This window comes from Niveispirillum sp. FG148, assembly GCF_057809655.1.
This window is the reverse complement of record NZ_JBMDKJ010000009.1, coordinates 145,581-166,942: the sequence shown is the minus strand read 5'-3', so window position 1 is coordinate 166,942 and position 21,362 is coordinate 145,581. Positions and strand designations below refer to the sequence as shown.

At 64.2% G+C, this 21,362-nt stretch carries 23 protein-coding genes; 17 read left to right on the top strand and 6 right to left on the bottom strand.

Annotated elements, in window-relative coordinates:
• Positions 1-19 precede the first annotated feature (19 nt).
• From ACODTW_RS12515 to ACODTW_RS12500, 4 genes are all read left to right on the top strand, one after another.
• A complete protein-coding gene (locus tag ACODTW_RS12515) occupies positions 20-304 on the top strand; it encodes an RHS repeat-associated core domain-containing protein (RefSeq protein ID WP_488946351.1) in 285 nt (94 codons plus the stop codon).
• 320 nt (positions 305-624) lie between these two features.
• Positions 625-1,062 carry a hypothetical protein gene (locus ACODTW_RS12510; RefSeq protein ID WP_488946350.1) on the top strand — a complete coding sequence of 146 codons (438 nt, stop codon included), beginning with the start codon at positions 625-627 and terminating at the stop codon, positions 1,060-1,062.
• A gap of 569 nt (positions 1,063-1,631) precedes the next feature.
• On the top strand, positions 1,632-3,146 hold the full coding sequence (locus ACODTW_RS12505; RefSeq protein ID WP_488946349.1) for an aldehyde dehydrogenase family protein: 1,515 nt from the start codon (positions 1,632-1,634) through the stop codon (positions 3,144-3,146).
• Between the two features lie 332 nt (positions 3,147-3,478).
• Entirely contained in the window at positions 3,479-5,680 is a 2,202-nt protein-coding gene (locus ACODTW_RS12500; protein WP_488946348.1) for a TonB-dependent receptor, read from the top strand.
• An 88-nt stretch (positions 5,681-5,768) separates the two neighbouring features.
• Here the strand turns inward: ACODTW_RS12500 and ACODTW_RS12495 are convergent, their stop codons facing one another.
• The gene (locus ACODTW_RS12495) at positions 5,769-7,061 is read right to left on the bottom strand and encodes an HD-GYP domain-containing protein (protein ID WP_488946347.1); all 1,293 of its coding nucleotides are present in this window, start codon (positions 7,059-7,061) and stop codon (positions 5,769-5,771) included.
• A 392-nt stretch (positions 7,062-7,453) separates the two neighbouring features.
• On the opposite strand from ACODTW_RS12495, the gene ACODTW_RS12490 reads away from it, so the two are divergent.
• Positions 7,454-7,687 (top strand): AbrB/MazE/SpoVT family DNA-binding domain-containing protein, encoded by a 234-nt coding sequence (locus ACODTW_RS12490; RefSeq protein ID WP_488946346.1) that lies wholly within the window; start codon positions 7,454-7,456, stop codon positions 7,685-7,687.
• A complete protein-coding gene (locus ACODTW_RS12485; protein WP_488946345.1) occupies positions 7,684-8,076 on the top strand; it encodes a type II toxin-antitoxin system death-on-curing family toxin in 393 nt (130 codons plus the stop codon). Before ACODTW_RS12490 ends, ACODTW_RS12485 begins: the two co-directional genes overlap by 4 nt.
• Positions 8,077-8,445: 369 nt before the next feature.
• On the opposite strand, the gene ACODTW_RS12480 is transcribed toward ACODTW_RS12485, so the two are convergent.
• The 4 genes from ACODTW_RS12480 to ACODTW_RS12465 all read right to left on the bottom strand — a co-directional run bounded on the left by ACODTW_RS12480 (position 8,446) and on the right by ACODTW_RS12465 (position 12,186).
• Positions 8,446-9,354, bottom strand: a complete 909-nt coding sequence (locus ACODTW_RS12480) for a polysaccharide deacetylase family protein (RefSeq protein ID WP_488946344.1) — start codon at positions 9,352-9,354, stop codon at positions 8,446-8,448.
• 3 nt (positions 9,355-9,357) lie between these two features.
• Positions 9,358-10,116, bottom strand: a complete 759-nt coding sequence (locus ACODTW_RS12475; RefSeq protein ID WP_488946343.1) for a maleate cis-trans isomerase family protein — start codon at positions 10,114-10,116, stop codon at positions 9,358-9,360.
• Positions 10,117-10,537: 421 nt separating this feature from the next.
• Positions 10,538-11,731 (bottom strand): FAD-dependent oxidoreductase, encoded by a 1,194-nt coding sequence (locus ACODTW_RS12470; protein ID WP_488946342.1) that lies wholly within the window; start codon positions 11,729-11,731, stop codon positions 10,538-10,540.
• A 35-nt stretch (positions 11,732-11,766) separates the two neighbouring features.
• A complete protein-coding gene (locus ACODTW_RS12465; protein WP_488946341.1) occupies positions 11,767-12,186 on the bottom strand; it encodes a c-type cytochrome in 420 nt (139 codons plus the stop codon).
• A gap of 297 nt (positions 12,187-12,483) precedes the next feature.
• Here ACODTW_RS12465 and ACODTW_RS12460 point away from each other — a divergent pair, with 297 nt between their 5' ends.
• Positions 12,484-13,701, top strand: coding sequence for a serine hydrolase domain-containing protein (locus tag ACODTW_RS12460; RefSeq protein WP_488946340.1), 1,218 nt, complete (start codon positions 12,484-12,486; stop codon positions 13,699-13,701).
• A 9-nt stretch (positions 13,702-13,710) separates the two neighbouring features.
• Here the strand turns inward: ACODTW_RS12460 and ACODTW_RS12455 are convergent, their stop codons facing one another.
• Positions 13,711-14,289 carry a TetR/AcrR family transcriptional regulator gene (locus ACODTW_RS12455; protein ID WP_488946339.1) on the bottom strand — a complete coding sequence of 193 codons (579 nt, stop codon included), beginning with the start codon at positions 14,287-14,289 and terminating at the stop codon, positions 13,711-13,713.
• Positions 14,290-14,365: 76 nt separating this feature from the next.
• On the opposite strand from ACODTW_RS12455, the gene ACODTW_RS12450 reads away from it, so the two are divergent.
• The 10 genes from ACODTW_RS12450 to ACODTW_RS12405 all read left to right on the top strand — a co-directional run bounded on the left by ACODTW_RS12450 (position 14,366) and on the right by ACODTW_RS12405 (position 21,311).
• Complete coding sequence (locus tag ACODTW_RS12450; RefSeq protein ID WP_488946338.1) at positions 14,366-14,758, top strand: hypothetical protein; 393 nt, start codon at positions 14,366-14,368, stop codon at positions 14,756-14,758.
• Positions 14,759-14,761: 3 nt separating this feature from the next.
• The gene (locus tag ACODTW_RS12445) at positions 14,762-15,499 is read left to right on the top strand and encodes a hypothetical protein (protein ID WP_488946337.1); all 738 of its coding nucleotides are present in this window, start codon (positions 14,762-14,764) and stop codon (positions 15,497-15,499) included.
• Positions 15,496-16,179, top strand: coding sequence for a DUF4386 family protein (locus ACODTW_RS12440; protein ID WP_488946336.1), 684 nt, complete (start codon positions 15,496-15,498; stop codon positions 16,177-16,179). Before ACODTW_RS12445 ends, ACODTW_RS12440 begins: the two co-directional genes overlap by 4 nt.
• Positions 16,180-16,317: 138 nt before the next feature.
• Entirely contained in the window at positions 16,318-17,298 is a 981-nt protein-coding gene (gene paaA, locus ACODTW_RS12435; protein WP_488946335.1) for a 1,2-phenylacetyl-CoA epoxidase subunit PaaA, read from the top strand.
• Positions 17,299-17,521: 223 nt separating this feature from the next.
• Positions 17,522-17,806, top strand: a complete 285-nt coding sequence (gene paaB / locus ACODTW_RS12430; RefSeq protein ID WP_488946334.1) for a 1,2-phenylacetyl-CoA epoxidase subunit PaaB — start codon at positions 17,522-17,524, stop codon at positions 17,804-17,806.
• A gap of 39 nt (positions 17,807-17,845) precedes the next feature.
• The gene (paaC, locus tag ACODTW_RS12425) at positions 17,846-18,601 is read left to right on the top strand and encodes a 1,2-phenylacetyl-CoA epoxidase subunit PaaC (RefSeq protein ID WP_488946333.1); all 756 of its coding nucleotides are present in this window, start codon (positions 17,846-17,848) and stop codon (positions 18,599-18,601) included.
• A gap of 4 nt (positions 18,602-18,605) precedes the next feature.
• Entirely contained in the window at positions 18,606-19,091 is a 486-nt protein-coding gene (paaD, locus tag ACODTW_RS12420) for a 1,2-phenylacetyl-CoA epoxidase subunit PaaD (protein ID WP_488946332.1), read from the top strand.
• 47 nt (positions 19,092-19,138) lie between these two features.
• Entirely contained in the window at positions 19,139-20,218 is a 1,080-nt protein-coding gene (gene paaE / locus ACODTW_RS12415; RefSeq protein WP_488946331.1) for a 1,2-phenylacetyl-CoA epoxidase subunit PaaE, read from the top strand.
• On the top strand, positions 20,208-20,996 hold the full coding sequence (locus ACODTW_RS12410) for an enoyl-CoA hydratase-related protein (protein ID WP_488946330.1): 789 nt from the start codon (positions 20,208-20,210) through the stop codon (positions 20,994-20,996). Before paaE ends, ACODTW_RS12410 begins: the two co-directional genes overlap by 11 nt.
• 12 nt (positions 20,997-21,008) lie before the next feature.
• Positions 21,009-21,311: an EthD family reductase gene (locus ACODTW_RS12405; RefSeq protein ID WP_488946329.1), complete on the top strand. Its 303-nt coding sequence runs from the start codon at positions 21,009-21,011 to the stop codon at positions 21,309-21,311.
• Positions 21,312-21,362: the final 51 nt, after the last annotated feature.

The window sequence follows — 21,362 nt, the reverse complement described above, 5'->3', positions numbered from 1 at the left end:
TGATGGCAAGGGGACAACGATGTCACCGACGGGAACCCATTTGTCCGTCTGGCGGTCAGGTCAGGGTATGTTTCCGGTGCAGCGACGCCATCGGCTGGCTGCGGCCCGACGGCAAGCTGGGCGGAGCCTATGGCTACGACGCCTACGGCAATTCCCCGCAGGCAGGCGCCGGGGACCGGCTTTCCGCTATGCCGGGATGCGGTCTGATGTGGAAACGAGCCTGTACCACACGCCCAACCGGGCGTACGATCCGCAGGACGGGAGGTGGATGCGGCTTGATCCCATCGCATCAAGGATGGGTTGAACCGGTATGCTTATGTGCGGAACACGCCGCATTTAGCACTGAGGATGAAATTGCAGCTTCAACAACGATAATACTTATATCGGCTAGAAGCGGAGAGTTTAGCCGCAGGAAGATTCTTAGTGCTAATGATAAGCGGATTAATCTACTTGGTGGCGTAAATAAACTATACGATATATATTTTTTGGGCCCATTGAGGACCCCGGTCCGGGCCGGATTGCACATATCCCAGAAAATATATATTACTATTCCCCATACCATTACAGCGCAAACGCGATGTCACCAACGTATGGATCGCCATAAAATATCATCAGGAGTGAATAATGCGCGGATACATTGGCATATCGACTTCAACAAGCGCATGTCTGCACTTTTCGGAGGAGCATGACCTGAAACATGCTCGTAGTGAAATTGAACTAGCAACTGCGTCTGGGATAGAAGTCGCCATTTTTGATGCAAGAAACGACAATATCAACACTACAGAACTGATGAATTTTTTTGGAAAGAAATTAAATTTGCAAAATCCTCCTTATAATGAGGATGAATGGGTTAGATTTCTAGACGATATGATCACGAAGTCATATAAATCTTCTGGAGTTGTAATGATAATTGATCGAGCTGGCGGAAGTGTGTCGAGATTAGATGTAGGTATTTTTGACTTTATTGAATCAATGATGATTCAATTTAATCACTGGTACAACAACAAAAAGCCGTTTCACATTTGCATCCAAATAACTGGGTCTTTAACGGCTGCATCTTGATAGCTATTTTATTGACCCTTTCTGAACGCTGGCCACACAGGTGGTGGATGATGGACCGTCCCCGCCACAAGAACCTGACCACCGGCTTCACCTATAACGTCCATGGCGACTGTATGAGGGGACGCGGGCGGGTGGCACGGCCGTGTCTCCGCAGACGGCGCAGACGATCCTGTCGCGGACGGATTGGCTCTATGACGATATCGGGCGGACACGGGTGTAGGAACTGGTCAATGACAGTGCCGGCCGCAAGCGGATCGAGCGGTGGGCGGTGGACGACGGGAAGATGTCATGCCCCTCACTAGAGGGCACCCCCTCCGACGGGGGCGTCAACAATGACTATCCGGATAATTCCGCAAATGAACAATGCACCTTAAACAGAAATCCCGTAATCCCCGGCCGTAAAGACGCCTGAACAGGAAATGATCAATCCTGATTGTCCAATAGGCGGCCCATGCCCACACAGCGGATAAATCCACAACCGGGTCTGACAGGTTTGCCTGCGATGCCCACTATTGCCTCCCAAAACAACTATCGCCGTTCAGGGCGTCACGAACGATACGGGGGTACGGATGGAATTGGGTATCGACAGGGTCGCACCCGCACAGGAAGCCACCCGCCAGTGGTTGGGGCGCACCCATCACCGTCTGCTGATCAACGGGGAATGGGTGGAACCGGCGTCCGGCCGCCATATCCCCACCATCAACCCGGCGACGGGGGAGGTGATCGCCCAGATCGCGGCGGCTGATGCCGGCGATGTTGACCGCGCCGTGGCCGCCGCGCGGGCCGCCTTCAACGATCCGGCCTGGCGCAATATGGTGCCGGCCGCCCGCGCCAAGCTGCTGTGGCGCATCGCCGACGTCATCGACGCGCATCTGGACGAGCTGTCGGAACTGGAAACCATCGACCAGGGCAAGGCCTACTATGTCGGTCGTTGGGCCGAGATCCCGATGGCGGCGGAGCAGTTCCGCTTCTTTGCCGGCATGTGTACCAAGGTGACGGGCAGCACCATCCCGTCCAACATCACCTATCAGCCGCCGGGCACCCGCATCCAGTCCTTCACCAGCAAGGAACCGGTGGGGGTGGTGGCGGCCATCACGCCGTGGAATTCGCCGCTGATCATGCATGCCATGAAGCTGGCCCCGGCCCTGGCCGCCGGTTGTACCGTGGTGCTGAAGCCGGCGGAGGAAACGTCGCTGACGGCCCTGCGCCTGGCCGAACTGCTGGTCGAGGCCGGCGTGCCGGCGGGCGTGGTCAATGTGGTGACTGGCCTGGGGTCCGTCGTGGGCGCCGCGCTCTCTTCGCATCGGGATGTGGACAAGGTGGCGTTTACCGGCTCCACCGTCACGGGCCGCGCCATCCTGGACGGTGCCAAGGGCAATCTGAAGAAGGTGACCCTGGAACTGGGCGGCAAGTCGCCCGTGGTGATCATGCCCGATGCCGATCTGGATGCCGCCATTCCGGGGGCGGCCAACGCCATCTTCTTCAATGGCGGGCAGGTCTGTGTGGCGGGCTCGCGCCTCTATGTCCACCGCTCCATCTTTGACAAGGTGGTGGCGGGCCTGGCCGACATCGCCCGCAATATCCGCCTGGGCAACGGCCTGGACCCGCAGACCCAGATGGGCCCGCTGGTCAGCCGGCGTCAGGCCGACCGGGTGAAGGCCTATATTGACGGGGCCGTGGCCGATGGCGCCACCATCGTGGCCGGCGGCCGGCAACTGGGCGAGACGGGCACCTTCATCGAACCCACCATCATCACCAATGCCGATCCCAAGTCGGCCATCGTGTGTGAGGAAGTGTTCGGCCCCGTCGTCGTCGTCGCCCCGTTCGACGACGTGGCAGAGGTCGTGGCCGCCGCCAATGACACGGAATTCGGTCTGGCCGCCAGTGTCTGGACCCGCGACCTGTCGGCCGCGCACCGCCTGTCGTCGGACATCCGCGCCGGCACCGTCTGGGTCAATTGCCATTCCTTCTGGGACGTGGCCCTGCCCATCGGCGGCTTCAAGCAATCGGGCTGGGGCCGCGAAAGCGGGGCCGGGGCCATCGATAACTACCTGGAACTGAAGACTGTCTGCATGGTGGTGTGACGGGGGGCACCTCGCCCCTCGCGCCCTTCCCCGTCACCCCGGCGAAAGCCGGGACCCAGGGGCCACAGGACCAACCGCCGACGCGGGCATCGATCAAAGCTGCCGATAGGTCGGACGCTTGGCCCCTGGGTCCCGGCTTTCGCCGGGATGACGGAAGAGAGCGGCGTGAAACACCCCCCTCCCCCCAATCAACGCCGCGGCACCCGCCGGCGGCGAAGGAAGACCCGCGCCCCGCGGGCATCGCTGGCCGAAGGGCTGCCCTGACATGGATCGGGGATGGCCTGGGAATGCGCAGCGAGTATTCAGAACAGATGAAAAGGATGCTTCACGCCATGAGCCTTGTGACCAAGACCCGCCGTACCCTGCTGCTGGCCACCGCCCTGACCGGGGTGGCCCTGCCGGCGCTGGCCGCCGATGCCCCCGCGATTGAGGAAATCATCGTCACCGCGCAGCGGCGCGAACAGTCCTTGCAGGTGACGCCCGTGGCCGTCACCGCCCTGACGGCCGATGCCCTGACCGACCAGGGGGTGGCCAGTTCCGAAGATCTGACCGCCGTCGTGCCCAACCTGATCCTGATGCCGGTGACGGCCAGCCGGTCGACGTTGCAGGTGGGCCTGCGCGGTGGGTCGGAACAGTCAGGCGGGCTGGTCACGTCTGAATCGGCCGTCGCCTTCTATGTCGATGATGTCTATCGCGGGCGTCTGGCCGGGTCCAACCTGGAACTGGCGGATGTGGAGCGGGTGGAAGTGCTGCGCGGGCCGCAGGGCACGCTTTATGGCCGCAATTCCTTCTCCGGCGCCATCAAGCTGGTGACCCGCACGCCGGGCCAGGATGAATGGGCCAATGTCGCCGCCGGCTTCGGCAATTATGGCGAAAAGCACGCGTCCGCCTCCTGGGGCGGCGACCTGATCGAGGATAGCCTGGGGGCGTCGGTCTCCGTGCTCTACAAGGATGTGGACGGCTATGTCCACAATGTCGCCCGCAACGAGGATGTGTTCGGCCAGACCAACAAGGCCATCCGCGGCAAGCTGCATTTCTATGGGCATGAGGGGCTGAAGGCCACCCTGTCCGTCACCCGCACGGACGACAACAACGACGGCCCGGCCAACCTGATCCCCGTCACCTGGCCGGTCACCTACCCCACGCTGGCCGCCAATGCCCTGTCGACCAGCGATGCCATTCCGCGCGGCGGCTCGGCCTATACCAGCCTGTCCACGGCCAAACCGGACGGCCATACCGAACAGACCACCGTCTCGCTGGATATCAGCGCGGAGCTGGGCGCCGTCACCGTGCGCTCCATTTCCGCCTTTGTCGGCACCGATGACGGCTTCACCTTCGACCTGTCGGGCGGCATCCGCAATGCCGACGGCACCTATCGCCCCAACGGCCTCGTCCGCGACGGGCAGAGCAGCACCGACCAGTACAGCCAGGAGCTTCAGTTCCAGGGCGACGGCTTTGACGGCAAGCTGAACTGGATCACCGGCCTTTATTATTTCCGCGAGGAAAGCCTGCAGGTGATGAAGGACCAGCTGGTGCTGGGTCAGTTCTTCACCATGTCCGTGCTGCCGCAGACCATCGACAGCACCACCGACAGCTATGCCGCCTTCGCCCAGGCCACCTATAACATCGATGACCGCCTGTCGCTGACCGGCGGCCTGCGCTATACCAAGGACAAGAAGAAACTGGATGGCACCATCCAGAACTACCTGCCCTTTGCCCCTGGCCCGGCCATTGCGCTCGTCTCCGTGCAGCGCGACCCCAGCTTTGACAGCTGGTCGCCCAAGGTGGGTGTGGATTACAAGCTGACCGACGATGTCTTTGCCTATGCCACGGTGTCCAAGGGCTTCAAGGCCGGCGGCTTCAACGGGCTGGCGGTCGCCAACCCGCTGGTCTTCGGCACCGTCTATGACCCGCAGAGCGTCTGGGCCTATGAAGGCGGGTTGAAGGCCACGGCGCTGGATGGCCGCCTGCGCGCCAATCTCGCCGTCTATCGCAATGTCCTGAACGATCTGCAACAGACCGAACAGGTGGGCACCGGCTCCTACGCCATCAAGAATATCGGCAAGGCGCGGGTGAACGGGGCCGAACTGGAACTGACCTTCGTGCCGGTGGACGGGCTGAACCTGTTCGCCAATCTGGGCGTGATGGACGACAAGTTCCTGTCCAAGAACCCGCTGTCGGACGCCGCCGTGGCCGGGGCCGAACATCTGCCCCTGGTCGCCCCCTGGTCGGTGCAGACGGGTGCATCCTATGACACGGCGCCCTTCTGGCAGGACCAGGCCAAGCTGCGCCTGACCGCCAGCTATCAGCACCAGGGTGATTATTACTCCACCGTCGCCAACCTGCTGAAGACCGACGCTGTCGGCCTGATCAACGCCTCGGTCGCCTTGCTGTCGGAAAATGACAGCTGGAGCCTGACGCTCTCGGGCAAGAACCTGACCGACAAGGAATATTTCACCACCGCCCCCAGCAGCAGCGCCATCGCCGTGGGCGAACCGCTGACCTGGACCCTGACGGCGGGGTATAAGTTCTGAGGTTTGGGGTTGGGTTGAGGTTGGGCCCCCTTCGCCGGTCTGGCGGAGGGGGATATCCACGTCGGGCCGTCAGGTCATCGCGCCGGTCTCAACTGTGACCGACGAAATACACACCAACCAGCCGGCGCAGTTCCTCCTCCACACCAACGTCGCCGAGCGCGGTAAGCTGCGCGTGCAGGTTTTCGGCGATGCCGGAGAAACGCGACAGCATCACCGGATCAAAATGCTGCCCGGCACCATCGCGCAGAATGGTCATCGCCTTGTCGAAGGGGATCGGATCCTTATAAGGACGGCGGGAGGTCAGCGCGTCGAACACATCGGCGATGGCGAAGACCCGCGCCGCAGCCGGGATCGCTTCGCCAATCAATCCGGCGGGATAGCCGGTTCCGTCGAACTTCTCGTGGTGGCCCCCCACCACATCGGCCGCATCAGCCAGCCATTCCGACGAACGCAGGATGTCCAGCCCATGGGCGACGTGGGTCTTCATCAGCGCGAACTCGTCGGCGTCCAGCTTGCCGGGTTTCAGCAGGATGCGATCGGGGATGGCGATCTTGCCGACATCGTGCAGGAAGGCCCCCTTGACCAGCCGGCGGATCGCGCTGGCGTCGAAATCCATCGCCTCGGCCAGACGGATGGCGAGGATGGTCACACGGTAATTGTGGGCATGGGTATCGCTGTCGCGCTTGGCGATGGCGCTGCCCAGCACGGTAAGAATCTCGATATTGGCATCGAGAAGCCGGTGCGACAGTCCCATGACGCCACGGTTGAAGGCGACGAAGATCGGTGACAGCACCAGCGCCGCTGCCAGTACCGACAAAGTGGAGACCGCGATAACCGTCACGGTGTTCTTGACGATTTCGTCCGAACGCTCGTGCGACAGGCGGTAGACGCTTTCGAAATAGCCGAGAAGCCGCCCCTTCGGGTCGGATAACGGTTCCAAGGTCTGGATGAAGATACTGCCATCCAAGTGGAACCGCTCGTACTGAAACTCACCGATATCCGGAAACTGGTGACGGCCCGCTTGCAGCCGCTCTTCCGCCCACTCGGCTCCCGGCGCCACATATTCGGCGACCTTGCGGCGGGTGCTGTCATAGACTTCCGCCACGACAAAGTCTCCATCTGCCGCCGTCCCTCCGGTTTCGATCCGACCGAGCATGAACTGCTGTAGCAGGTCGCCGATGCGCTGGTCATCGCCTTCTGTGGACAGGGCGTTGCGGGCGTCGGCAAGGAACGCCGCAGATTCGAGCTTGGCCAATCCGGAAACGCGGTCGTCCGCCATCTCCACATCAACAAGAAAGGCCGCAGTGCCCGCCAGCACGGCCAGGACCAGCGCGGCGACGGCAACGCGCAGCAGAATCGAGCGGTAGGTCGGCAGCCTCATATCCATCCTCTTATGAAAAGGACAGTTGGAACCGGGCACCCGCGCCCGGCTCGCCCAAGGCAGCAACCGCATCGCCAGCGGTCCGCACAATCGAAAGAAGCTCACACTCAGCGAACATCACCCCCTCCCGGACCACCCCGGGAGGATCGTACTGAAGCCTTCACAAAGCAACAATCAAGCTGCCTTTGGTTGATAAAGGTGACGTGGTCGGCGGCTCCGAAGGCCCCGGTGATGGATGCAGGATCGTGGCGTTATCAAGCCGCAGCACGGAACCCGCGCGTGACAGACGCCCCAAAAAACGAAAGAAGGCGGGCGCCCCATCCGCATCCCGTCTTGCAATCTTAGTCGTTACAACATACGTTATCACAACAGGAAAGCCTGGAAGCCACCCCATGATAAAGAACACCGCAAAGCTCTCCCCGCGCGGCAATTCGCTGGCGGTGACGATTCCCAAGGACATGCTGGAGGCGGCGGGGCTTAGCCAAGGGGATGAGCTGTCGTTGCTGGTCCGCGATGATGGGGTCATTGAAATCCGGCATGCGGCCCCCGGAGAGGCGGCCCTGGATGCGGCGTTCGAGTGGAGCCTGGAACGGTATCCGGAGACCTATCGGGACCTCGCCAAGTGAGGGAATGGACCTGGATTCCGCCGCATCTGGCCGTCAATTGGCACGCGCGGCTGGTGGAGCGGTTCGGCGGGATGCCGGGGGTGCGGGATATCGGCCTGCTGGAAGGGGCGTTGGCCCGGCCGCGCAATCTGGTCGCCTATGGTGAATTGGTGACAAAGGAGCGGTTGGCGGCCCTGTATGGGGTCGGTGTGTCGAAGGCGCGTGCCTTCATCGACGGCAATAAACGCATCGCCTTTGCCGTCATGGTCGCCTTCCTGAAGGTCCATGGACGGCAATTGGACGTGGCCGAAGCGGAAGCCACGCGCGTGATGCTGGCCGTCGCCGCCGGCACGATGGACGAAGCGGCGCTGGAAGCCTGGATCGCCGCGAACTGCCGGAACGCGGGTTAAGCCCCCCCCCTCCCCCCAAACGCAAAAAGCCGGGTGCCCCATCCGCACCCGGCTTTCCGCCCCGGCCCTGTTGGCGGGGAGCCGCGCGCAGGGGTGGGAATTGGTAAGGTTGTTCAGCGTTTGCGCTGAGGCCATCGTTGCTTTCCGTCATCCTGGCTTCCGCGAATAGGCGCTAAGTTAACCCATTGCACCCTCCCTGCCTCCCCCGCGAAAGCGGGGGTCCAGGAGCCAAGGGCACCGAGGCGTGGTTCTTGGCGGCCCCTGGATCCCCGCTTTCGCGGGGAAGGCACCTTATTCCAAGGGACTAAGTCAGCGCCTGTGCGCAGAAACCCGGATGACGGGCAAGGAATGGGTAGTAAGGAAGACCCCTCACCCCGGCATGTGCCCTTCACTGTTGGCCAGGTACCAGCGCGCCAGTTCTTCGCGCGTCGGCCACCAGACACCGTCCAGGGACTTGGCATATTCCAGGAATTCGCGCAGGCCGCGGATGCGGTGGGCGCGGCCGGTGACGTGGGGGTGCAGACCCACATTCATCAGACGCGCCGTCTTCTCCCCTTCCTTATGCAGCACCGACAATTCCTCGATCAACGTGTCGCGGAAGGCATCGGTGGTCAGGTTGCGGCGGGTCAGCAGGGTGAAATCGTTGATTTCGTTGGAATACGGCACCGAGACCAACGGGCCGTTCTCCGTCTGGATCGGATAGGGCTGGTCGTCATTCATGATGTCGCAATAGAACAGGAAGCCCTGTTCGGCCAGGATGCCGGCCGTGTTCAGCGTGCCCCGCAAGGACGAGGACAGCCAACCCAGCGGCCGGCGGCCGACATGGCGTTCATACATCTCGATGGAGCGCAGGATCACGTCCCGTTCCTTCGCCGGATCCTTGGCGAAGTTGGTCAACAGCTCGCCCTGTTCGTAATTATGGGCCAGCAGTTCCCAGCCGCGTTCCAGACACGCATCCACCATGGCCTTGCGGCGTTCAAAGGTGACGGCGTTGGTGGTGCAGCTCGCCTTCACGCCCATCTCGTCGAACAGGTCGTAAAGCCGCCACAGGCCCACGCGCTGCCCATATTCACGCCAGGTGAAATTGGGAAAGTCCGGCGTGTCACCCGGCAGGACATCGGGAAGGATGGCCGGGCCGCCCGCATAATAGGGCTTGTCGGTATCCTTCGTCAGATCCCAGGTTTCCAGGTTGAAGGTCAGGATCAGGGCGACCTTCTTGCCGTCCGGCCAGCGCAGGGGCCCCCGCTTGGGCAAGGGCACGTAATCGTAGCTCAGCATCGATCAGAATTCCTCCAGCAGCCGGCCAAAGCCATAGACCTTGTCCTGGATGCCGTTGGCGCGCAAGGCATGCCAGTAGGTCGCCGTATTGATGGCGATCACGGGCTTGCCCAGCCACATTTCGGCAGCCGCCGCCAGCTTCACCATGGACAGATTGGTGCCCACCTGCAGGATGGCGTCGACATCGTCGCCGTCCAGCTGCTTCAGCGCGTTGCGCAGGGTGGGGGTGTCGGTCTTGGCGATCGAGGTCCAGGACGGGCAGCGCAGCGGGATGTCGCGCACCGTCTCATACCCGTAATCGGACAGGAAACGGCGGACCTGCTCGTTGGCGACCGGGTAATAGGGCGACACGAAGGCCACCTTCTTCACCCCGCCGTAAGCCGCGATGGCGGCGGCCAGCGCTTCCGACCCGGTCGACAGGTACAGGCCGCTGATCTCGCGGATCTGCTTGCGGAACTTGGCCGCACCCTCGGCACCACCATAGAAGGTGATGGCCGACATGCCCATGACCAGATAATCCGGGTCACAGGTCATCACCGACTTCACGGCGTCGATGGTGTTGTCCGCGATCTGCTGCGTGCCGGCCAGGAACGTCTCGTCGCTGATGGCCTGGGCGTTGGGCACGATGATGCGGCTGTAATGGTTGGTCACCCCCGGCGGACGCATATCGTCGTAATCGGGCTGCACCGAGGTGTTGGTGCTGGGCCCCAACACGCCAAACAATTTACGCCAACCGCGGCTATCCTTCGCTTCGCTCTGCATGGGAACATCCTCTTGGCTGCTGGTGCGGGCGGTGCCGGGGGGCGGGGTGGGCTTGGCCGTCCTTCCCATGACGCTTACCGCCACCCTTTCCCGTCATCCCGGCGAAAGACCGATCGGCGCTGAGTGAAGTCGTTGACCCGCGTTCGCCATTCCTTTTCCCGTCATCCCGGCGAAAGCCGGGACCCAGGCGCAGAGCGGCGTCTGCCGCGATATGGGTCATATCGGCGCTGACCGCGCCTCACGCTGGGTCCCGGCTTTCGCCGGGATGACGGGAAGAGATGGCTAAACCCTCGTAACGAAACTGATATTTCAGCGCTTGTCGGCTTTCGCCGGGATGACGGGAAGAGGCTGCGGCATGCGTCAAGGAAAGCGACGAACAAACACACCCCCACCCTGTCACCCGATACCGCTTACGGATTGTTCACTCGATGGCCGCGGCATCGGCCAAGCTCTGGAACATTGCCTGCCGGAGCAGGAACTGACGGCGCTGTGCGGGGTCGTTGCGGATGGCCAGCAGCTCTTCACGGCGCTTTTCCTGGGCGCCGGCCTGACCTTCCTTCATCATTTCCATGGTCTGGATGGTCTGGGCCTGGACGAAGCTGCGGGCGGCACCCCGGCGCTGGCGGCTGAACTGGTCGAAGGTGCCTTCGTTCTCACCCTTCTTGACCACGTCCACCAGGCGCTTGCACAGGTTGATGGCGTCGTGAATGCCGCTGTTCATGCCGAAGCCGCCCAGCGGGTTGTTCAGATGCGCGCTGTCGCCGACCAGGAAGGCGCGGCCGTTGCGGAAGCTTTCCGCCACGCGCTGATGCATGCGATAGATGGTGCGGTGATGGGTCTTGATCCCGGTCTTGCCGATCAGCCGCTGGAACACGCGGTCGCGGTTCTCATCCGACACCAGATCGGCGTCAGAGCTTTCCGGCGTGGCCGGCAGCAGGATGCGCCAGACCGACGGCACGCGCAGCAGCACCAGCCATTCTTCCGGATCGGCCACGTAATTCACGTAAGCCAGATTGGGGAAGTAATCTTCCAGCGGTTCGGCCGTGGACAGGCACAGGAACTTCTCCGGATAGGTGAAGCCTTCCAGCCCGATGCCCAGATATTTGCGGACCGTGGAATTGGCGCCATCGGCGGCAATGACGTAATCGGCCTTGATCTTTTCGATGGCGAACGGCGTTTCCACCGTCACTTCCACCCCATTCTCATCCTGGCTGAACCCGACCAGCCGGTTGGAGAAGCGGACCGTCGCCTTGGGATGCGTTTCCAGCTTGGCGGCCAGCGCGCGGGCCAGGTGGAACTGTTCGCATTGCAGGCGGAACGGGTAGCGGGTCATGTCCTCCAACTCGGTCAGGTCGAAATCGACGATCTGTCCCGTGCGGCGGTCGCGGTAATGATAGACGGGGGCCTTCAGACCCTTGTCCAGCAGGAAGGGCGTGATCTCCAGCTCGTCCAGCATTTCCAGCGTCGGCGGATGGAAGGTCGACGCACGCAGGTCATGGGCGCAGTCCGGCCCGGCTTCCAGCACCACCACCTCGATACCTTGAAGGGCCAGATAATAAGCCGCGACCGTGCCAACGGGGCCGGCGCCGGCGATCACCACCTGCGTACGGGTCATGGGGGAACCTTTCTTTATGATCTTATCGGTGAAGGTCAGTTCGTGGCTTTGCGCAGGTACGCGATCAGCGCGTCGCGGTCCGCCTGGTCCGGCAGGCCGATGAACGCCATGGTGGTGCCGGCGACCAGAGAGGTCGGGTGCGTCAGCCACACATCCAGGGTCTTTTCATCCCAGACGACGCCGCTGCTCTGCAGCGCTTCGGAATATTTGAAACCTTCGGCCTGGCCCGCCTTGCGCCCGAAGACGCCATGCAGGTTGGGGCCCACCTTGTTGGGCTTGCCCGCCGCCACCTCGTGGCAGGTACGGCAGCGCAGGAACAGCCGCTCGCCCTTGTCCGGGGCGGCCTGCGCCGATGCCGCCGGCACCAGGCCCGCCATGATCGCGCCCAAGGCCAGGGGAATGATGGCGCGCCCGACCGAACGGCGATTATTCTTCCTGACAACGGACTGGATCACTGCAAGCCTCCTGCATCGTACCCGGTATTGTTGCGCCCCCTGTTTCAGGTCGGGGCATGCTATGGGGTTATTTGACGGCCCGCCGGACGATTGGTCGACCCGTCGCGCCACATTTGGCCACAGGGTGGATAAACAGGGCGGGCGGGTTGGCGGGGACGACGGACCAACCCTATCGTTTTGTTACGACCTGCGGCTCGCAGCGTCGTGCACTACAGTTCCCGAAAACTGGCCGCGGGGCCGGGTAACCGACCCCGCGGTCTTTTCGTTTTCAGGTCCAGGACAGGGGAATTGACCGATATGCGCCGTCCCGCCCGTGCCGCCGCCGCCTCGCTTCTGCTGCTGACCGCACCGGCCCTGGCCGACGATGCCCAGGCGATCTATCAGAAACGCCTGTCCATCCTGATGGGTGGCGGGGCGCTGGAACAGATCTATGAACCGCGGGAGGCGGTGCCGGGGGCGGTGACGGTCTCTCCCCTGCCCGTGGCCGCCCCGGCAAAGCGGTCGATCAAGGACGACGCGCTGGGTACGGCCGAACGCTATGCCGCCGACAGCAAGGCCAGCGCCTTCATCGTCTGGCATGACGGGAAGATTCAGGCCGAACGCTATTTCGACGGCACCGATGCCGCCACGCCCCTGGCGTCCAAATCCCTGTCCAAGCCGATGACGGCGCTGGTCATCGGCCGGGCCTTGCAGATGGGTCTGATCCGCTCGCTGGATCAGCCGGTCGCCGATTTCGTGCCGGAATGGCGGGGCACGCCCAAGGAAGCCATGCGCATCCGCCATCTGCTGGACATGCGCACGGGCTTTCTGGAACAGGGGTTCAGCCCCGATCCGGCCCATCCCTGGAACCTGGCCTATCTGGGCCTGGACCATGGCGCCTATATCGTCAGTGATTACCCGCTGACCCATGAACCGGGCACACGCTACGGCTATTCCAACGCCACGTCGGAGATGGTGGCCCTGGTCATTGAACGCGCCACGGGCCGGCGTTATGCGGAATTTGTCGGCGCCGAACTGCTGGCGCCGCTGGGGGCACCGGGCGGAGAGGTCTGGATCAACCGGCCGGGCGGGCTGGCCCATTCCGGCTGCTGCATGATGGTGCCGGCACAGGTCTGGCTGCGCCTGGCGCTGCTGATGCTGCAGGAGGGGGAATTCAACGGCCGCCGCCTGCTGCCCCGGGATTATGTCCGGCAGATGGTCACGGCCACGCCGCAAAATCCGCATTACGGGTTGGGCATCTGGGTGGCCGGCCCCTATGTCGAACGCCGCGGATTCGGCGCACCGGGCGCACCGGGGCCGGCCGTGCTGCATGCCGAGCCCTACCTGGACCGCGACCTTTACATGTTCGACGGCAATGGCAATCAGACGGTCCAGATCTCCCCCGCCACGGGGCTGATCGTCCTGCGCCTGGGCCCCAACCCGCCCAAGGGCGTGGATTGGGACAATAGCCGCCTGCCCAACCTGTTGATCCGGGGGCTGAAAAAGCCGGTGACCTTGGCGCCGCAGGGGCGGTAAATCCGCCGTTCAGGGCAGCAGCGCTTCTACAATGGCAAGATGCCGGGGCTGGCCCGTGCGCTCATCCACGAAACTGTCGAAGTTGCCATCGATGCGCAGCAGCACATAGCCATGGATGGCCGAACAGAGGGCCACCACCCGGCTCATCGCGCTGACCCTGGGCGGATCGTCGAAATCCGCCAGTATCCGGGTCACCAGTTCGAAGATTCCGTCGGTCAGCGCCTTCAGCGCCGGATCATAGGCATCCAGCAAATCCTGCCGCCACATCAGGCGATAGCGGTTGGGATGGGCGATGCCATAGGCGTGGAACGCATCGATCAGGGCATATAGGCGTTCGCGCGGCGACGGCAGACCGTCCAGCCCCGCCGCCGCAACCACCTGCATCAATTCCCCGAATCCATGCGACGCGATGGCGGTCAGCAGGGCCCGCCGGTCGGGAAAATGGTTGACCGGGGCGGCATGCGACACGCCGGCGATGCGGGCGACAGCCCGGATCGTGACCGCCTCCACCCCCTCGGTATCCAGCAGGGTCAACCCCGCTTCGACCAGCGCCGTCTTCAGGGCGCCGTGATGATGTCCACGTTTCATCATTCCATATTGACAGCGTCAATCATGAAACGCAAATTGACACTGTCAATATCAAGGATCGGGGGTACCGGCCATCATGGTTCGTCTTGGCACATTGATCCTGTTCATGCTGCCCGTCGGTGTTCTGGTTCCGATCCTGGAGATCGGGCCCACGCATGTGCTCAACCCGAACTGGCCGGGCCATGCCCGCCTGCATGAGGTCTGGCAATTGCTGGCCAATGCCATGCTGGCCGCACTGGCCATCTGGCTGGCGGCGTCGCGGGACCAGTTGCGTGTGGCCAGCCTGATCGGCCTGGCCATCAATGGCAGCTTCCTGGCCGCGGTGCTGCTGTCGCCGGCCTATGGCGGCACCATGCGCCACGGTGACGGCACGGAACTGGCGGTCGGCGGGATCAATCTGGCGGTGGTGGTCATGGCGGCGGGCACGACCGGCCTGCTCGCCCTGCTCCTGAACAGCCGGGGGGGCTGAACCATGGCCGACATGCTGTTTCTGCCCCTGCTGGTCATTCACATCGCCAGCGGTGCCATCGCCCTTCTGTCCGGCCTGTGCGCCATGGCCAGCCGCAAGGCCGGCACGGGGCTGCATGCCCGTGCCGGCCATGTCTTCTATCTTTCCATGTCTTCCATGGCGGCATCGGCCGCGATCCTGACCGCCTGGGAGCCCGATCGGCTGAGCCTGGGGGCCGCCATCTGGACCTTCTATCTGGTCCATAGCGCCCGCGACGCTGCGGTTGCGCGGACCGTTGCCATCGGTCCCGCCGCGCGCTGGTTTATGCCGGTGGGTCTGGCCGCCTTCATTCTGTTCGCGCAGGGCGGACTGATGGCAGAGGCGTCCCCGACCGGAGAATTCCAGGGCAGTGCCGCCACGGGGTATCTGGTCTTCGGCACGGCCGCGCTGTTGTCGCTGCTGTCCGACCTTTACCTGCGGCTGCGGGCACCCCGTCGCACGCCGCGCCAGCGCGTCACCCGCCATCTCTGGCGGATGGTGATGGCCTATTTCCTGGCTGCCACCTCGCTGTTCCTGGGCCAGCAGGATGATGTCTTTCCCTTCATGGCCGGATCCCCGGTCCTGCTGCTGCCTTCGCTGCTGACGTTGCTGTTCCTGCTCTACTGGCTGGCCCGCGTCCGCTTCACCCGCAACTGGCTGGGCCATCGGACGGCCCACCAGCCCGGGGGCAACGCCCCCCAACCCCAAGAGGAAGCCCCATGATGGACTTGACCAAGGCCGGACGCTGGATCGGCGTCGCCATTCTTGCCGACTATGCGCTCAGCATCGGCTCCAACTTCTTTTTACAGCCGATGATCCGCACCGGCGAAGGGCCGATGGGTCTGTTTGCCGGCGCGGCCGCCCAGCCGGGCCTGATCGGCACCATCGTGCTGATGGGGATCATCTCCGGCCTGGTATCGCTGACCGTGGCGGCGCTGATGTGCCACTTGTCGCTGGCCCGGCCCTTCGCCTGGCTGGCCTTCCTGCTGCTGGCGCTGAAGGCCGCGTCGTTCGGCATGGGCGGAACGGAACTGGCCTCCTACCAGCTTTTCCGCAGCCTCGGGCAGGCCATGCTGTCCGCACCCGATGGCGGGCTGGCGCAACTGGCACAGCCGGTCTGGGTGCTGGTCAAGGAACAGCGCGACAGCATCCATTATCCCCATATGCTGCTGGGGGGCACCGGGGCCTTCTTGATGTATGTCATCCTGCTGCGCAGCAACTGGGTGCCGCGCTTGCTGTCCGTGGCCGGGCTGCTGGCCACGGCATCGCAGATGACCGGTGTGTTCACCGGCATCCTGGGCGTCGACGTCTCCTTCTACTTTCTGGCCCCGCTGGCGCTGGTGCAATTGCTGGCCGGCCTGTGGCTGGTGGCCCGCGGCTTCGCCGAGCGGCAGCCGGCCTGATACGGACGGCTGGAAATCTAAACCGATGGTCCAGATTTCCAGCCTGTCCCGGATAGCGGTTTCCCCCCGCATTAATTAATTGACCGTCTGGTCGGACTATTTTATCGTTGCCCCATCGAACAGCGAAGGGGCCATCCGATGTACACGACCGAGCTTCAGAAGCAGGCAGCCGTGACCAGCACCGAACCGGCCGAGCTGCTGGCCGCGTTCGAGGCGCGGGTGGCGGCGGATGAGTTCATTGAACCCAAGGACTGGATGCCCGAAGCCTATCGCCGCACCCTGGTCCGGCAGATGTCGCAGCATGCCCATTCCGAAGTGGTCGGCATGCTGCCCGAAGGCAACTGGATCACCCGCGCGCCGACGCTGCGCCGCAAGGCCGTGCTGCTGGCCAAGGTGCAGGATGAAGGCGGGCACGCGCTCTATCTTTATTCCGCGACCGAAACGCTGGGCGCGGCGCGTGACGATCTGATCGACGCGCTGCATAGCGGCCGGGCCAAATATTCCACCATCTTCAATTATCCGACCCTGAACTGGGCCGATATCGGCGCCATCGGCTGGCTGGTGGATGGGGCGGCCATCATGAATCAGGTGCCGCTGCAGCGCACCTCCTACGGTCCCTATGCCCGCGCCATGGTCCGCATCTGCAAGGAAGAAAGCTTCCACCAGCGCCAGGGCTATGAAAGCATCATGGCGCTGGCGCTCGGCACGCCCGAACAGAAGCGCATGGCCCAGGATGCCATGAACCGCTGGTGGTGGCCGTCGCTGATGATGTTCGGGCCGCCCGACGACAATTCGCCCAATTCGGCCCAGTCCATCCGCTGGCGCATCAAGCGCGAAACGAATGACCAGCTGCGCCAGAAATTCGTCGACATCACAGTGCCGCAGGCCGAAGCCATCGGCCTGACCGTGCCCGACCCGGACCTGAAATGGAACGAAGCGACGGGCCATTACAGCTTCGGCGCCATCGACTGGGAAGAATTCTACGCCGTCGTGCGCGGCGAAGGCCCCGTGGCCCGCGAACGCATGACCGCCCGGCGCAAGGCCTGGGACGACGGCGCCTGGGTCCGCGACGCGGCCACGGCACACGCGGAAAAGATGCAGGCGCGTCAGGCGGCGTAAGGAGGGGCACGACAATCTGCTCACTTTTCGGTTTTCCTCGCTTTTCCCGTCACCCCGGCGGAAGCCGGGGCCCAGCGTGAGGCGCGGTCAGCGCCGATAAGACTCATGTCGCGGCTGACGCCGCTCTGCGCTGGGTCCCGGCTTTCGCCGGGATGACGGAAAAAGGGAAGCGGTGAACATAGGCCAGCACGCCCCAACCCATACCCCAACAAAGGAACCCCAAATGTCCCAGCAATGGCCCCTGTGGGAAGTGTTCATCCGGTCCAAGAACGGCCTGTCGCACCGGCATGTCGGGTCGGTACATGGGGCGGACCCGGACATGGCGCTGCGCCATGCCCGCGATACCTATACCCGCCGCCTGGAAGGCGTCAGCCTGTGGGTGGTGCCGTCGGCCGCCATCACCGCGTCCGATCCGGCCCAGGCTGGGCCGATGTTCGAACCGGCCGCCGACAAGGTCTATCGCCACCCGACCTTCTATCACGTCCCCGACCATATCAAGCATATCTGAGGCGCGGCTTCCCGCCCCCAACCGACAAGGCCCAACCCCATGTCCGATCAAGCCTTTTTCGACTATCTCCTGCGCCTTGGCGACGACAGCCTGGTTCTGGGCCAGCGGCTGGGGGAATGGTGCGGGCACGCGCCGACGCTGGAGATCGACCTGTCGCTGGCCAATGTCTCGCTCGACCTGATCGGGCAGGCCACGTACCTGCTGGGCCATGCCGGACAGGTGGAAGGCGCCGGGCGCGATGCCGACCGGCTGGCCTTCCTGCGTGACGGCTGGGATTTCCGCAATTGCCTGCTGGTCGAACAGCCCAATGGCGATTTCGCCCAGACCATGGCGCGGCAGTTCCTGTTTTCGACATATCAGCATCTGCTGTTCCAGGGTCTGGTGAACAGCCCCGATGCCCAGCTTTCCGCCATCGCCGCCAAGGCGGTGAAGGAAGTGGCCTATCATGCCGATCTGGCCGCCGGCTGGGTGATCCGCCTGGGCGACGGCACAGCGGAGAGCCACCAGCGCATGGTGGACGGGCTGGCCTGGATGGCCCGCTTCGTGGACGAACTGTTCGTCAGTGACGATCTGGAACAGGGGCTGGTGGCCCGCGGCCTAGCCGTGGACAGCGCCGCCCTGCGCCCTGCTTTTGAGGCCATTGTGGCGCCCGTGCTGAAACAGGCGACCTTGCCCGCCCTGCCGGCCCATCGCCCCGTCACGGGCGGCCGCCAGGGACGGCACAGCGAACATCTGGGCCATCTGCTGGCGCCGATGCAGTTCCTGCAACGCGCCTACCCCAACGCCACCTGGTGATGCCATGCCATCCCGTGTCGATCCAGAACAGGTGATGGCGGTTCTGGCCACCGTGCCGGACCCGGAAATCCCCGCTGTCTCCATCGTCGACCTGGGCATCGTGCGCGGGGTGGATGCGGACAGCGGCACCGTACACCTGACGCCCACCTATACCGGGTGCCCCGCCACCCTGGCGATCGAGGCAGCGGTGCGCCAGGCGCTGGCCGCGCAAGGCTGGCCGGATCTGAAGGTGGAGACCGTGCTGTCGCCGGCCTGGACCACCGACTGGATCAGCGACAGCGGCCGGGAAAAGCTGCGCGCATACGGTATTGCCCCGCCGCCCAAGGGGGCCGCCGCCAGCCGCCTGCGCGGTTGGGAAGCCCCCACGCCCTGCCCCCGCTGCGGTTCGGTCCGCACAGTGGAGGTCAGCCGCTTCGGCTCCACCCCCTGCAAGGCGCTGTGGCGCTGCCAGGACTGCCTGGAACCGTTCGACCGTTTCAAATGCCATTGAGCCGCCCCCAAGCGGCAACGCCATCCAGCCCCAGCGCGAGAGGCCCCATGTCCACCGGCTTCCATACCCTGACCATATCCGAGGTGCGGCGGGAAACGGCCGATGCCGTGTCCATCCGCTTTGCCGTTCCCGACGCCCTGAAGCCGGCTTTCGCCTTCCGGCCGGGCCAGCATCTGACGCTGCGCGCCGATCTGGACGGGCAGGATGTGCGCCGCAACTACTCGCTCTGCGCCGCCCCGCAGGAAGGTGAGCTGCGGGTTGCCATCAAGAAGGTGGCGGGCGGCCTGTTCTCCACCTTCGCCAATGGCAATCTGGCCGCCGGCATGGCGATGGAGGTGATGCCACCGCACGGCGCCTTCACCTGGGATTTCAAACCCGGCAACGCCAGCCATTATGTCGGTTTCGCCGGCGGGTCGGGCATCACGCCCATCCTGTCGCTGCTGAAATCCGCCCTGATGACGGAGCCGGACAGTCGCTTCACCCTGCTGTACGGCAACCGCGACAGCGCCTCCATCATCTTCCTGGAGGAACTGGCGGGCCTGAAGGACCGCTACATGGACCGGCTGTCGCTGCTGCATGTGCTGGAGGATGAGGAGGAGGAGATCGACCTGTTCAACGGGCGGCTGGACGGGGCCAAGTGCCGCCGTCTGCTGGATGACGTCATCCCCGTCGATCAGGTCGCCGCGTTTTTCATCTGCGGGCCTGGCCCGATGATGGATGCGGTGGAACAGGCCCTGCTGGAACGCGGCGTGGCGCGCGACAGGGTCCTGCTGGAACGGTTCACCGTCGACCGGCCGGATGCGGCCGTGCAGGCCGTACAGGCCGCGCGCGCCGAACAGGCGGCGGGCGCCAAGGTCACCCTGATCCTGGACGGCCGCCGCCGCGCCATCACCTTTGATCCCGCCCTGGGCAATATCCTGGAAAATGCCCGCGCCGCCGGGCTGCCGGCCCCCTATGCCTGCAAGGCCGGCGTCTGCGCCACCTGCCGGGGCAAGGTGGTCAGCGGCAAGGTGGAGATGGGCACCAATTACGGGCTGACGGAGGCGGAAGTGGCCGCCGGCTATATCCTGACCTGCCAGTCCGTGCCCGTGCCCGGCACCGATGTCGTGGTGGATTATGACGCCTGACGCTGCCCCGCCTTTGCTGCTGACCGCGGAACCGCGGCCGGGCGTGCGCCTGCTGCGGCTGAACCGGCCGGAACGGCGCAACGCGCTGGCCTCCCCGCTGCTGCTGGCCATTGCCGACGCACTGGATGACGCGGCAGGCGACGCGGATGTGCGCTGTGTCGTGCTGACCGGCAATGACAAGGTCTTTGCCGCCGGTGCCGATATCAAGGAGCTGGCGGCATCCGGCCCCGCCGACCCGCCGCACGGACCCCGGCAACAGGCCTGGGACCGTATCCGCGCCTTCCCCAAACCGCTGGTCGCGGCGGTGGAGGGATGGTGTCTGGGGGCGGGGCTGGAACTGCTGATGTGCTGCGACCTGTCGGTGGCGGGCAGCAGTGCCAAATTCGGCCAGCCGGAAACCAATCTGGGCATCATGCCCGGTGCCGGCGGCACGGCCACCCTGCCCCGGCTGGTGGGCCGGCATCTGGCCCTGCGTATGGTGCTGACGGGTGAACCGATCGACAGCGCCCGCGCCGTCGATGCCGGGCTGGTGGGGGAGATGGTGCCCGATGGCGTGGCGCTGGATGCCGCCCTGGACCTGGCCGCCACCATCGCCACCCGCGCCCCCCTGGCGCTGGCCGCCGCCAAGGCCAGCATCCGCGCCGCCTTCGACCTGCCCCATACCGATCACCTGCGCCTGGAGCGCCGGCATTTCCTGACGCTGCTGGGCACGCAGGACAAGGCGGAGGGCCTGGCCGCCTTCCTGGAAAAACGCCCGCCGCACTGGCAGGGAAACTGAAGGACACGCCCCATGAAGAAGCTGATCGCCCTTTACCGCCAGCCGGCCGATATCGATGCCTTCCTGAAGCATTATCACGACGTGCATCTGCCGCTGGTGGCGAAGACGCCGGGCCTGCTGCGGACAGAGATCAACCGCGTCACCGCCGCCACGATGGGGGGTGAGCCGCCTTTTTTCCTGATTGCAGAGATGTATTTCGCCGACCAGGACAGCTTTGATACGGCCATGAAGTCGCCGGAAAACCGCGCCGCCGGCAAGGACCTGATGGGCTTCGCCCGCGACATCGTCACCCTGCTGGTAGCGGATGTGGACTGACGGCTGCTTCTGCCGCTGACACTGGCGGCGGCCCCCAACCGGCTGACGCCA